At 48.2% G+C, this 13,595-nt stretch carries 10 protein-coding genes and 1 pseudogene; 1 reads left to right on the forward strand and 10 read right to left on the reverse strand.

Translation table 11 applies throughout. The features are described from left to right. Positions 1-14: 14 nt before the first annotated feature. Together GBH70_RS02525 and GBH70_RS02530 are read right to left on the reverse strand one after the other, a co-directional pair. On the reverse strand, positions 15-1,118 hold the full coding sequence (locus GBH70_RS02525; RefSeq protein ID WP_151679548.1) for a Leu/Phe/Val dehydrogenase: 1,104 nt from the start codon (positions 1,116-1,118) through the stop codon (positions 15-17). Between the two features lie 373 nt (positions 1,119-1,491). Further along, a pseudogene (locus GBH70_RS02530) lies at positions 1,492-3,554 on the reverse strand (sigma-54 interaction domain-containing protein). Positions 3,555-3,797: 243 nt separating this feature from the next. On the opposite strand from GBH70_RS02530, the gene GBH70_RS02535 reads away from it, so the two are divergent. Then, the gene (locus GBH70_RS02535; protein WP_151679549.1) at positions 3,798-4,031 is read left to right on the forward strand and encodes a DUF2627 domain-containing protein; all 234 of its coding nucleotides are present in this window, start codon (positions 3,798-3,800) and stop codon (positions 4,029-4,031) included. A gap of 93 nt (positions 4,032-4,124) precedes the next feature. Here GBH70_RS02535 and GBH70_RS02540 read toward each other — a convergent pair whose 3' ends face one another. From GBH70_RS02540 to GBH70_RS02575, 8 genes are all read right to left on the reverse strand, one after another. Continuing rightward, complete coding sequence (locus GBH70_RS02540; RefSeq protein WP_151679550.1) at positions 4,125-4,850, reverse strand: glycerophosphodiester phosphodiesterase; 726 nt, start codon at positions 4,848-4,850, stop codon at positions 4,125-4,127. 168 nt (positions 4,851-5,018) lie between these two features. After that, complete coding sequence (gene spo0A, locus GBH70_RS02545) at positions 5,019-5,807, reverse strand: sporulation transcription factor Spo0A (RefSeq protein WP_151679551.1); 789 nt, start codon at positions 5,805-5,807, stop codon at positions 5,019-5,021. 93 nt (positions 5,808-5,900) lie between these two features. Beyond that, positions 5,901-7,193, reverse strand: a complete 1,293-nt coding sequence (gene spoIVB, locus GBH70_RS02550; RefSeq protein WP_151679552.1) for a SpoIVB peptidase — start codon at positions 7,191-7,193, stop codon at positions 5,901-5,903. A 181-nt stretch (positions 7,194-7,374) separates the two neighbouring features. Further along, positions 7,375-9,078 carry a DNA repair protein RecN gene (recN, locus tag GBH70_RS02555; protein WP_151679553.1) on the reverse strand — a complete coding sequence of 568 codons (1,704 nt, stop codon included), beginning with the start codon at positions 9,076-9,078 and terminating at the stop codon, positions 7,375-7,377. Positions 9,079-9,096: 18 nt separating this feature from the next. After that, positions 9,097-9,546, reverse strand: a complete 450-nt coding sequence (gene ahrC, locus GBH70_RS02560) for a transcriptional regulator AhrC/ArgR (RefSeq protein WP_151679554.1) — start codon at positions 9,544-9,546, stop codon at positions 9,097-9,099. A gap of 235 nt (positions 9,547-9,781) precedes the next feature. Further along, a complete protein-coding gene (locus GBH70_RS02565) occupies positions 9,782-10,606 on the reverse strand; it encodes a TlyA family RNA methyltransferase (RefSeq protein ID WP_151679555.1) in 825 nt (274 codons plus the stop codon). 5 nt (positions 10,607-10,611) lie between these two features. Next, positions 10,612-12,507, reverse strand: a complete 1,896-nt coding sequence (gene dxs / locus GBH70_RS02570) for a 1-deoxy-D-xylulose-5-phosphate synthase (RefSeq protein ID WP_151679556.1) — start codon at positions 12,505-12,507, stop codon at positions 10,612-10,614. Positions 12,508-12,723: 216 nt separating this feature from the next. Further along, complete coding sequence (locus GBH70_RS02575) at positions 12,724-13,593, reverse strand: polyprenyl synthetase family protein (protein ID WP_151679557.1); 870 nt, start codon at positions 13,591-13,593, stop codon at positions 12,724-12,726. Between the last annotated feature and the right edge of the window lie 2 nt (positions 13,594-13,595).

Consider the following 13,595-nt stretch of genomic DNA (forward strand, 5'->3'; position numbering starts at 1 on the left):
GTTGACTGCCGGTGTTAATACTGCAGCCGTTTTTCCAAAATGTGTTTATTATATAGCAAAAACTGCGACCTCGAGCGGGAAACTTTTCGGATCCGTTCTTCTGCCATCCGGTCGGCCGCCAAATATGTCGGAATCCGGTCGCGCTTTGAAATTTCAATGACTTTTTCCACATTATTGTATATTTGCTCAACTTTTTTCATAGCCCTTTCCCGGTTGTAACCGTGCAGTTCATCGGCGACATTGATGACACCGCCGGCATTGACAACATAATCCGGTGCATAGAGGATACCCATTTCATGGATCAGATCCCCGTGACGCGGCTCTTTCAGCTGGTTATTCGCCGAACCGGCAATGACTTTTGCCTTCAGCAGCGGAATGGTGTGATCGTTTAATATCGCCCCCAATGCGCACGGTGCAAAAATATCGCAGTCCACTGCGTAAATGTCCTTTGGATCCGCCGCTTTAGCCCGGAAAGCGTCAACCGCGCGTTTCACAGCATCAGCGGCAATATCGGTCACAATAAGATTGGCGCCTTCCCCATGAAGATAACGGCACAATTCAAAGGCGACATTGTCGACACCTTGGACCGCAATGGTCTTTCCTTCCAGCGAATCGCTTCCGAACGCTTCTTTTGCCGCGGCTTTCATCCCGACATAGCAGCCGTATGCGGTAACGGGCGACGGATTGCCGGATGAACCGTACGTTTGCGAAACACCTGTCACAAAATTGGTTTCTTCATGGATGATGTCCATATCTTCAACAGTGGTGCCGACATCCTCCGCCGTGATATAGCGGCCGCCGAGCCCTTGGATAAAGCGGCCGAACGCACGGAACATTTCTTCATTTTTGTCTTTGTGCGGGTCGCCGATGATAACCGTTTTACCCCCGCCAAGATTCAGCCCCGCCGCGGCGTTTTTATAGGTCATGCCTTTTGCAAGCCTCAGTGCATCTTCAATTGCCGCTTCTTCGGATTCATACGTCCACATTCTTGTTCCTCCGAGCGCAGGGCCGAGCGTTGTATCGTGTATGGCGATGATTGCCTTTAAACCGGATGCGGCATCATGGCAAAACAAAAGCTGTTCGTAATCATATTTTCCCATATAATCAAAAATTTCCATTTTGGTGTCCTCCGTTTTCCGCAAAAAAGTGCTGTTACTCTTTTCTATGCATCATGGGCGGTTTTGCTATTAAAGTGCCCTTGATGCGGGGCTTTCTTGTTGTACACCGCTGAATTTGCTCCGCAGCACGCATCGGGCATCTTCGCGCGGCACCCCAGCATCAGGATCCCTTCTTGCCCGCTTTTTCCGCAAATTTTACGGTGAACAACCATGCTCCTTTGCCAATCAAAAATGCAAAAATAATGCCATTTTGCGTGGTATTTCATTTTGCACCCTAACGATGCCTTCCAAACATTTATGGAAGCGGAGACGGGGCACGCGGGAAAATAAACTTACGTTTACCAGTTTGCTACTTTTTGCACGAAGATGCAAATTATTGCATGCCGTTTTTTGCAAGATTGTATTTCTCCAATTTATAATACAGGCTTCTTAATGAAATGCCGAGCTGCTTCGCTGCTTTTGTTTTATTTCCGGCGTTTTCCGCCAATGCTTTTTCGACCACATGCTTTTCAAACGCTGCCATCAACCTGTCCAGATTCCCTTCTCCCGCCACAAAATTGTCATTTTTTTCAAGCCTTTTCCCCGCCGTTAGCCCAAGCCCGGCCAGGTGCACGGCATCCATGATTTTTTCTTGGAAACCCATAAAAATAATCGCCCGGCCGAGTACATTTTCAAGTTCGCGGACATTCCCCGGCCAATCGTACCTGCATAAGACCGAAAGCGCCGCCTCCGATATTCCTTCCACGTTCCGGCCGTAATCCTGGTTGATTTTCTGGATGAGTCGCTTGCATAATAACGGAATCTCCTGTTTTCTCGACCTGAGCGGCGGAATGCGGATCGGCATTCGGTCAAGCCGGTAATATAAGTCTTCCCTGAACTTCCCTTTGGCAACAGCTTTTTCAAGATGAACGTGCGTGGCGGCAATGATGCGGACATCAACTGGCACCGGTTTTGTCCCCCCGACGCGGACGATTTCCTTTTCCTGCAGCACCCGCAGCAGCTTTGCCTGCATATGGGCGCTGAGCTCACCGATTTCATCCAAAAACAGGCTGCCGCCGTCCGCTTCTTCAAACAGTCCTTTTTTTCCGCCCCTTTTCGCGCCCGAAAAAGCTCCTTCTTCATAGCCGAAAAGTTCGCTCTCAAGCAGAGATTCGGAAATGGCCGCACAATTTACACGGATAAACTTATGATTTCTGCGGCTGCTGGCCTGGTGGATCGCATGGGCAAACAATTCTTTTCCAGTGCCGGACTCCCCGCGCAATAATATTGTGACGGGCGTCTGCGCCGCAAGTTTTGCCTGCTCGACCGCCATATCCATCTCATCTGATGCATGGATAATATCATCAAATGTATATTTGGCCGTACTTACCCGCGCCATTTGCCTTGCACGGCTCAGTTCTTTCGTTAACGACTCGATTTCGGACACATCGTGGATGACACCGACGCTCCCCTTTAATACTCCGTTCACGATCACCGGCGCCACATTGACAACCACTTCCTTTTTTAACGGGCCGACCCGCATTTTTACGCCGCGGACCGGTTTTTTTGTCTGCAGCACCTTATAATGCATGCTTTCGCCCTCCGATATGTCCGCGGTTGCCGGTTTGCCGATCACTTCCTCCTCGCTTAAGCCGGTAATCCTTGTATAGGCGGGATTAATGAGGATGCCGTGCCCTTTTTCGTCAACGACCGAGATCGCATCATCGCTCGAATGAATGATCTCCTGCAGCATATTTTGATTTCTTTTAAATTTGTGATTTCCTCAGCCTGCTTTACGGCTTCAGTAATATCGCGGAATACCGAAATGGCCCCGGCAACTTCACCGTCTTCGTTGAACATCGGGATATGGGATGCAAGTATTTTTGTGCCGTTCTGCAATTCGATTTCCACATTTGATTCGCTTTTCTTTGTTCTGAGTACATGCTCCAGCCTGCTGTTCGGGATGACACATGAAATCGGCCTGCCCACCACACTGCAGGCGGATACACCGTTGATCTTTTCCGCACTCCGGTTCATAAAAATAATATTGCCGCCTTTGTCAATTACTGTCATACCTTCTGCTGTCGACTGAAGGATCAGTTCATGCTTTTTCGTTTCATTTTCCAGTTTCCGGATGAGGGCTTCTTTTTCCTCCAGCAATTTGGCAATCAAGTAGGCGACACTACCGGGGACAACCGTTTTTTTCGGGCATTCGGCAACGATTTCCCGGAATACATGCTCATTGCTGGTCACTTCGATGATGATGCCAACATTTGAGCGGGCATAACTGCGCCAGTCCTCCCCTGTTTTCACGCCCATTTCTTTAGCCAGCCTGATTCCGGCGGCATCTGGATTGATGTCCACGATCGCCGAGACATGGAACCGCGCACTTTCCGATAAAATTTTTAAAATTGCTTTCCCGCCTTTTCCGCCGCCTACAATTAAGACGTTTTGCAATTTTGTTCCCCCTTTTTCAGTCCTGTTTGATTTGCCATCCTCCTATTCAATTTTTACGACTGTTGAACGTACCGGATTCACAATGAAATACGGATTCCGCAGCAACCATAGCCAATGCCAAAGCGTCCCACAGGCATTGCCATTTTATTACATATAGAATCGCTTTTATATACAATTGGAAGCATTGCCACACTAAAAATACGGATGGTATAATGGGAAAAATACGGGAAAAGGGGGAACGGGATGGGAAGGTTGATTGCGCTTTTTATTTTGGCTTTTCCGGTCATCATGGCGACTGCCGGCATAAAATGGATGAGGGATATGATTTTCGGCATTTTGCACCACCCGTTTCCTTCACTCTCCGTACAGTTTTTGGCAGGGCTGCTTTTTTGCACAGGCGGGGTTGCATTTACTGCCGGTTTTATCCTGCACCGAGACCGTAAACACAACAAAGTGCAGAAGCGTTTCAGCAAATAAACGCAAAAACATTCATGGCCATCGGCAGAAAAAAACCCGTTAAGAAATTTAGTTTCTCGACGGGTTTTTTCGTTTCGGTACAGCCCCTTTCCGCTATTCGTATTCTTTTCTGATCCGTTCCGCCATTTCCGGATAATCCGTAATAATGGCGGTGCAGCCTATTTCAAACAGCCTCCGCATATCTTTTTCGGTATTGACTGTATATGGCCTGACAGCGATGCCGTTTTCCATCGCTGTTTGAATAATCTGGTCACTGGTGGTCACGAGACGTGGATGGATCCCCCCCGCCCGGATGGATTTTGCATAAACCCAAGGCATAAACAGCATTTCCGAGTATAGGGGGGCAATTTCGATTTCAGGTGCCAGCCTGTAACAATGGATAATCGAATAGTGGTTAAACGAAGAAAAAATGACCCGCTCCTCCAGTTGATAAGCTTTGATTAAAGCAACCGTTTTTTCCTCGATTGACGGATAGCTGATTTTCGCTGTTTTCAGTTCAATATTACAGAGGAGCCGGTTCGTTTTCAGCCAGCCGAAAACTTCCTTCAGCGCCGGGATGCGGAGTTTTCCCGCCACACCAAAACGGTCACGTACGTCCAAGTTTTGCAATTCGGCGAGCGTAAAATCTTTCACAAAACCTTTACCTGATGTTGTCCTGTTCACGGTTTCATCATGGATGACGACAATTTCCCCGTCTTTAGAGAGTTGGACATCCAGTTCGATGCCATCCGCTCCCGCCCTTTCCGCTTGCAAGAAAGCTTCCATTGTATTTTCCGGATGGGTCCCTGCTGAACCGCGATGCGCAAAAATAAATGTCAAATGCCCCACATCCTTTTCTTTTCAATTCCCATCTTTTATATATTCTTCAATCGGCACGGAGATGAAAAGAAGGGCACAGGGAAGCGAGCATTCCCGTACGGATACTTTTAAACACACATAAAATGGCCGGTTGTAAGGATTTGTATCGTCTGCCGGCCCCTAACCCTTTCAGGAAGCTTTGTGCTCAAGGCGAAGTTTGTCTGCGACCATGGCAATAAATTCACTGTTTGTAGGTTTGGCTTTTGTCATAGAAACCGTGTACCCGAATAAAGTGGAAATCGATTCAATATTCCCCCTGCTCCACGCAACTTCTATCGCATGGCGGATAGCGCGCTCCACACGGCTGGCAGTGGTATTGTATTTTTTGGCAATTTCCGGGTACAGCACTTTTGTAATCGAACCGAGCAGTTCAATATCATTGTACACCATTGAAATCGCCTCCCGTAAATACATGTACCCTTTAATATGGGCGGGCACCCCAATTTCGTGGATGATGCTCGTAATACTCGCATCGAGATTTTTCGGTTTTGAGTCAGCCTGTACGCGGCCGAGGCCGGACGGGGACTTCAGTACAGTGCTTGCTTTGCCGCTTATCTGCCGGATATGGGAAACAAGCATATCCATATCAAACGGTTTTAAGACAAAATAAGAAGCGCCGAGTTCGACTGCTTTTTTCGTGACGTCTTCCTGGCCGAAAGCTGTCAACATGATCACATTTGGCATCGGCGAATGGCCCGTTTCCCTTAGTTTTTTCAAAACCCCGAGTCCGTCCAGATGCGGCATAATGATATCGAGCAATAAAATATCCGGCGCCGCGTCTTTCAGCTTTTCAAGGCATTCCGTTCCGCTGTAGGCTGTGCCGGTAATTTCCATATCTTCCTGCGATGATATATACTCTTCTAATAGACGTACAAGTTCACGGTTGTCATCGACAATAAATACTTTGATTTTTTTCACTACCACTGTCCTCCTCAAAAAAAAAAATAACCGTATCTCTTTACATAAATATGTTTCGACAATGGCGGAAAAATTCCTGCTTTTTTATAAATTTTATTTTTTTTCGAAAGCGGAAGGGGACGCGCCCCTTCCTTTTATGCCTGCTTCATTGAGCATCCATTCGATATGGACGCCGTATCCGGATGTCGGATCGTTGACAAATACATGCGTCACCGCACCGACAAGCCGGCCGTTCTGGATAATCGGGCTTCCGCTCATGCCCTGTACAATCCCCCCTGTTTTTTTCAGGAGTTTAGGATCGGTAATTTTGATGACCATTCCTTTCGTTGCCGGAAATTTTTGCGGAATGGTGCTGACGATTTTAATCGAATACGCTTCGACCTTTTTTCCGTCCACAACGGTTAAAATTTTGGCCGGCCCCGTTTTAACCTGGTCGGACAGCGCAATCGGGATCGGTTTGGCATACCCGTTACCCAAGCTGCTTAAGCTGCCGTTTAGCTTGCCGAAAATGCCGAACGGGCTGTTCTTTGTGATCGTCCCGATTTGGCCCTCTTCGGAAAAGCGCGCAAGTTTTTCCCCTGGGCTGCCGTTTTTCCCTTTTTCAATGGACGTGACTACCGAATTGACAATCCGGCCGTTTTCAACGACGATCGGCTTTTTGGTATCCATATCCGAAATGACATGGCCGAGCGCTCCGTATTTTTTTGTTTTCGGGTCGATAAACGTCATGGTGCCAATGCCAGCAGCGGAATCCCGGATATACAACCCGAGTTTATAATTTTGTTCGGTTTTGTCTTTTTGCGGATGGATTGTTGTCCGGATCGTCCGGTCATCCCTTTTGATGACAACCGGAAGTGCCTTCCCCTCTTCCCCCACCTTTTGCACAATTGGGGCAACATCGGACATATTTTCGATTTTTTTCCCGCCCATTTCGAGAATCATATCGCCGACTTGAATGCCGGCTTGTTCCCCGGGAGAGATTTTTCCTTTGTCCGTTTGCACAAGATGGTGGCCGACGACGAGGACACCGAGCGTTTTCAGCTTGACGCCGATCGACTGGCCGCCCGGAATCATCTTGATGTTTTTATACACTTCCACATCGGTTTTTTTAATCGGGACGCCTGCCAGTTCAAGAAACATTTCTTCTTTTCCGGCTGTTTTCCCTTTAATCGAAACCGATTGCTTATTTTCCTTGATATCCGCACTGTTCCCTTTTACAGCAACTGTTGCAGCGGCGGATTTATGGAATTCAATTTGCTGGCCTTCCATTAAGCGAACTTGCTTCGGAAAGTGAAGGTATTGTTGAAAAGGTTGCGAAAAACCTAATAGCACAAGTGAAACAAGGAGAAATCCGCCAATCAGCTTTCTTACGTTTTCAAAGTTCAAACAATCCACTCTCCTCGCTTCTAGTCCACCCTTTTGGTTTAGCCTTTATTTTATTTGGCTATGATTTTAATTTAGCCTTGAAGCGCTTTAAATATAACCGGACCGTTGGAAAAAAACCTGCCCAAACTGGATAGAAAGGGGTCGGCTCCACCTTTTTTCCAAAAGGCGGGCCCCGGACCCCTTATTTAATCGTTTCGGCCAGTTCTAGCAGTTCTTTTGCATGCTGCCTTGTCAGGTCAGTCATTTCGACGCCGGAAATCATGCGGCCGATTTCTTTAATTTTTTCTTCCTGCCCTAACGGTTTTACTTTTGTTCTCGTCCGTCCTTTTACCGTTTCTTTCATAATAAACAGATGGACATCCGCCATAGCGGCGACCTGTGGGAGATGGGTGATGCACAGCACTTGCGAATGGACCGAAATGCGGTATATTTTTTCCGCGATCGCCTGGGCGACCCGACCGCTGACGCCTGTGTCCACTTCGTCAAAAATAATTGAAGTGATCCCCTGATGTTTTGAGAAGATGGTTTTTAAGGCGAGCATAATCCGGGACAGTTCCCCGCCAGATGCCGTTTTTGCCAAAGGCTTGAGCGGCTCGCCCGGGTTTGTGGAAATATAAAATTCAACCTGGTCAAGCCCATCGCGCCTGAATGGGATCTCATCCGCTTCAAAATAATCATCCGCAGTGGAAAGGAAACGGACTTCAAATGTTGTTTTGTCCATATAAAGCTGTTTTAATTCGGAATGGATATTCTTTGTCAGCTTTTCCGCCCATTTTTTTCGCAAATCGCTGAGCTGTTTAGCTTCCAAATACAAATCGCGCTTGACCGTTTGCAGTTCTTTTTGCAGCTGTTCCACATGATGGTCACGGTTTAGGATTGACTCAATTTCTTCTTCAATTTTCGCGCCGTATTCCAATATTTCTTCGATCGAGCTGCCATATTTCCGTTTCAACTGGTTGATTTCATTCATCCGTGCTTCAATCTGGTTCAGCCTCTCCGGGTCAAATTCAAGCATATCAAGTTGGGAGCGGATCGTACGGGCCGTATCTTCGAGCGTATAAAAACAATTTTGCACCGTCTCCAAGAGCGGCGCAAGCGCAGGATCCGCTTCGGCAGCCGTTTCCAACTGTCCCATGACAAGCCCGATCCAGTCGAGGCCGTGCTGTTCGCCCTGCAGCGCCTCATAACTTGTATTCAGCGATTCAAACAAGCGTTCAAAATTCATCAACTTCCTTTTTTCATCGGCCAGTTCTTCATCTTCACGGAGCTTCAGGTCGGCCCTTTGGATTTCACCGTGCTGGAACTGAATGAGGTCAAGACGCTGGGCAAGCTGCTGATCGTTTTCGTTCATTCTTTTTAAACGGCCGGATACAGTTTCGTATTTTTTATACACTTCCCGGTAATCGTCAAGCGCCGCTTCAATTTCCACCCGGCCATAATGATCGAGAAGCGGCAAATGGAATGTTTCATTTAATAATTCCTGGGTCTCATGCTGGCTGTGTATATCAATTAATGTTGACCCGATTTCGCGCAAAACTGAAATGGTGACGAGCTTTCCATTAATGCGGCATACGCTTTTTCCGGCCTTCGAAATATCGCGCCGCAAGATGACCATGCCTTCTTCGATGTCTATGCCGAATTCGCGGGCCCGTTCCATGCACGGATGCCCGTCGTCCACTAGAAATAACCCCTCGATTTCAGCGCGGTCCTCGCCGTGGCGCACATATTCGGACGATCCCCTGCCGCCTGTCAGAAGCTGGATGGCGTCAATGATAATCGATTTGCCGGCGCCTGTTTCCCCTGTCAGGACGGTTAAGCCATTTTCAAACGATAGAGATAATTGGTCGATAATGGCGAAATTTTTAATCGATAGTTCTTGCAGCAAGTGAACATCACCACTTTCTTAAAGCATGTCCAAAAATCTTTGTGCAACCGATTCGGTCTCGTCCTGATTTTTGCAAATGATCAAGCATGTGTCATCCCCGCACAAAGTCCCGATGATTTCTTCCCAATCCAAAATATCAATCAGAGCGCCGATTGCATGGGCGTTCCCCGGCAAAGTTTTCATCACAATTAAATGCCCGGCCGTATCTACGCTGACAAATGCGTCTGCCAACGCCCGCCTCAGCTTCTGCGTCGGATTGAAGCGCTGGTCGGCAGGCAGACTGTATTTGTATCTGCCGTTATTGAGCGGCACTTTCACAAGATGAAGTTCTTTTATATCCCTTGAAATCGTCGCCTGCGTCACATTGAATCCGGCGTTCCGCAAACGCTCAACAAGCTCGTCCTGCGTCTCAATATCGTAATTCGTAATCATTTCCCGTATTTTAATTAAGCGCTGTCCTTTATTCATGTCCTCACCTCAAGGCGTGCTTACTTTTGTAAATATGCATCTATCTGTATGTTAGCGTATTTCCGGGAAAATGTACATTGAAAGAAGCAGCCATGCCTGTAAGAAAATCTTAATGCCGTATCAGTTGCTTTTTTCGCACACGTACCCGGTTAGACATCAGCCTGTCCCTTTCTAGGCGGTACAGCCTGCGCAAAAAAGCCTACTGGAAAACCAATAGGCTGTTTTGTAAATAACATTACCCTTTTTTCAGTGCGGCGTGGGCTTCTTCCACCACGTCTTTTACGGCCACCGGGAGGCGGTTCTGCCCCCTATCCTTTTCATAAGCCGGCCATTTGAGGTGGATTAAAAATTCGATATTGCCCTCACCGCCGGTAATCGGGGAATAGGAAAGGTTTTCAACCGAAAACTTTTCATGTATTGCAAGATGGATGATTTTTTCAATGACTTCCCGATGCACTTTTTTATCCTTTACGATCCCTTTTTTGCCAACCTGCTCGCGCCCTGCCTCAAACTGCGGCTTGATCAAGGCGACAACATCGCTGTCCGGCGCAAGCAATGTTTTTAATACCGGAAGGATGAGGGACAAAGAAATAAAAGACACATCAATCGATGCAAAATCCGGGACTCCTTTTGTCAGATTTCCCGGGGTTACGTAACGGAAATTCGTCCTTTCCATGACGACAACCCGTTCATCCCGGCGGAGCTTCCATGCCAGCTGATTATAGCCGACATCAAGGGCGTACGACATTTTGGCGCCGTGCTGCAGGGCGCAGTCGGTAAATCCGCCGGTTGAGGCTCCGATATCGAGAAGGATTTTTCCTTTTATGTCAAGATTAAACACTTTTAATGCTTTTTCCAGTTTCAGCCCGCCCCGCGAAACATATGGAAGCGGGTTTCCTTTAACGGCAAGTGGTGTATCAACCGGGATTTTTTCGCCCGGTTTATCAAGTCGGGTTTCGTTTGCAAACACAAGCCCCGCCATCACCGCCCGTTTTGCTTTTTCTCTTGTTTCCATTAATCCGCGTTCTACGAGGAGAACATCTACACGTTCTTTTTTCATTGATGCTAAGCCCTTTTCTGATGTTTTGCAGTTAATTCGCCTTGTATTTCTTCGATAATCCGTTCAGTTGTCAAGCCGATTTCCCGCCATAATTCTTTTACGCTGCCATGCTCGATAAAGCGGTCCGGAATGCCGATACGGCGAATGGAATTGTGGTGGAAGCCGTGTTCATGGGCAAACTCTAACACTGCGCTGCCGAAGCCGCCTAGAAGCACCCCTTCTTCAACGGTCAACACCGGCATGCCGCTTGCAAGAATGGATGCCAGCACCGCCTCATCAAGCGGCTTCAAAAACCGTGCATTGACCACTTTTACCGATGTTCCCTGCTTTTGTAAATATTTTGCTGCTTCCATCGCCAGCGGGATTGTCGTTCCAAATGTAAGGATGCAGGCATCCGTACCTTCTTTCAGCACTTCCCACGTGCCGATCGGGATTTCCTTCAAATCCGGATCCAACGGAACGCCGAGGCCGTTGCCGCGCGGAAACCGCATCGCGATCGGGCCGTCGCCGTATTTTAAAGCCGTATAGACCATATGCTGGCCTTCATTTTCATCTTTCGGCATCATTAAGACCATATTCGGCAGGCTTCGCAGGAAGGCAATATCAAACACGCCCTGGTGTGTTTCGCCATCCGCGCCGACAAGGCCGGCCCTGTCAATGCCGATGAACACATTTAAATTTTGCCGGCAAATATCGTGGACAACCTGGTCGTAAGCCCGTTGCAAAAACGTGGAATAAATGGCCAAAAACGGCTTCATCCCTTGTGTCGCAAGGCCGGCCGCAAAAGTGGCCGCATGCTGTTCCGCGATGCCGACATCGTACACCCTGTCCGGCAGTTCCTGCTGAAACCGTTCCAGCTTGGAACCGACCGTCATTGCCGGCGTAATCGCAACAATGCGGGGGTCTTCTTTGGCAAGCCTCAAGACGGTGTCACTGACAAGTTTGCTCCATGCCGGTGGGGCGTTTACCGGCTTAATAAAATCTCCGGTTTCAATTTTATACTGCCCTGTGCCGTGCCAGGCGCCCCTTGTATCGTTTTCGGCAGGTTTATATCCCTTGCCTTTCTTTGTAATGACGTGCAGGAGTACCGGGCCTTTCGTTTTTTTCGCATACTGGATATTTTCAAGAAGCGCTTCGAAATGATGGCCATCAACAGGGCCGAAGTACGTGAACCCCAGTTCTTCAAAAAAGATGCCAGAAACAAGCAGGTATTTAAGGGAATCTTTCAGCCGTTCTGCGGTTGCCGCGAGCTTTCCGCCGACAGCCGGGATTTTTTTCAGCAAAAATTCCAGTTCATCTTTGGCGCGCCGATATTTGCTCGCCGTCCGCAGTTTGCCGAGCACCTGATGAAGTGCTCCGACATTCGGGGCGATCGACATCTCGTTATCATTCAAAACAACGATGATGTCCCTCTTCTCATGGCCGATATGGTTCAGTGCTTCAAAAGCCATCCCGCCTGTCAGCGCGCCGTCGCCGATCACAGGAACGATATAGGATTTTTCGCCTTTTAAATCCCGTGCCACAGCCATGCCCATCGCCGCGGACAAGGACGTGGAACTGTGCCCGGTTTCCCATACATCATGGATGCTTTCATTCTGCTTCGGAAATCCGGAAAGGCCGCGGTACTGACGCAATGTTTTGAATTGGCCCGCACGTCCGGTTAAAATTTTATGCACATACGACTGGTGGCCTACATCCCACAGGATTTTGTCTTTCGGGCTGTCGAAACATTTATGCAAAGCAAGCGTGAGTTCCACAACACCGAGATTCGGCCCAATATGCCCGCCCGTTTTCGACAGCGTTTCAATCAAAAAACGGCGGATCTCCGCACTCAGCTGTATCAGCGCGGGAATGTCCATTTTTTTCAAAAAGGACGGGTCCTTAATCGATTCAAGATCCAATACGGATCACTCGCTTTCATTTCAAAATAACGGCGTAAGCTTAAATTCTATTATAAACGAAACCTTCGCTTAGACAAGAAATTCCCGCTTTAAACATAATCCGGCAAATACCGACCCGTTTCAGCCAGTTTCGGCAAAAACGCTTCTGTAAAAGCGCTACCAATCATCAAGGGGCTAACCTTACTGTATTATAACACAAAAACGACATGGCGCGCATTAATGGTCCCGCGTTTCAACCATCCGTACCAGCTCCAGTAACGTGCCCGTATCCGCGCCAGTTTCTTTCAGCCGTTCTTTTGCCAGCCGGATGTGCTTCTTGAGTTCCGCTTTTGCGCCTTCAAGCGTCAAAAGTGCCGGGTATGTACTTTTATGGCGCGATTCGTCGCTGCCAACCCGTTTTCCAATTTTTTTCTGATCCCCTTCAATATCCAAAATATCGTCGCGGATTTGGAATGCAATGCCGAGATGTTCGGCAAACTGCCTGAATTGTTCAAGCTGCATGTCCGTTACGCCGCCGATCATCGCCCCGGCCAGGACACTGAACGTAAGCAGCTTACCGGTTTTATGGGCATGAATATATTCAAGTTCATCTAAAGTCAGTTTTTTGTTTTCCCCTTCCATATCGGCAACCTGCCCCGCCACCATGCCTTCCGGGCCGGCCGATTCTGCCAGGAGCGCAATCAGTTTCACTTTTAATGCATCATCCAGATAGGGGTCTTCGGCAATGAGCTGGAAACTGTGTGTCAAAAGCCCGTCCCCCGCTAGGATTGCAACCGCTTCCCCGAACACTTTATGGTTTGTCGGCTTTCCCCTCCGCAAATCATCATCATCCATTGCCGGAAGGTCGTCATGGATGAGGGAGTAAGTGTGGATCATCTCCACTGCGCACGCCGTCTGCATGCCTTTTTCAACACGTTCACCGAGCGCGGACACGGTTGACAATAAGAACAAGGGGCGAATTCTCTTTCCGCCGGCCTGGATGGAATAATCCATTGCTTCTTTTAACACGGAAGGCGCTTTTAGTCCCGCAATATATTGCGCCAGCCGTTTTTCAATTTCTTTCACATCATACGTCGCCTCGTGCAAGG

This window comes from Weizmannia acidilactici, from assembly GCF_008974225.1.
In the GTDB taxonomy this organism is placed as follows: Bacteria; Bacillota; Bacilli; order Bacillales; family Bacillaceae_C; genus Weizmannia; species Weizmannia acidilactici.

Coding starts and splice junctions, on each gene's coding strand:
- ahrC (WP_151679554.1), bottom strand. CDS start 9,546: ATGAATAAAGGACAGCGCTTAATTAAAATACGGGAAATGATTACGAAT.
- GBH70_RS02525 (WP_151679548.1), bottom strand. CDS start 1,118: ATGGAAATTTTTGATTATATGGGAAAATATGATTACGAACAGCTTTTG.
- GBH70_RS02535 (WP_151679549.1), top strand. CDS start 3,798: ATGGGAAGGTTGATTGCGCTTTTTATTTTGGCTTTTCCGGTCATCATG.
- GBH70_RS02565 (WP_151679555.1), bottom strand. CDS start 10,606: ATGAAAAAAGAACGTGTAGATGTTCTCCTCGTAGAACGCGGATTAATG.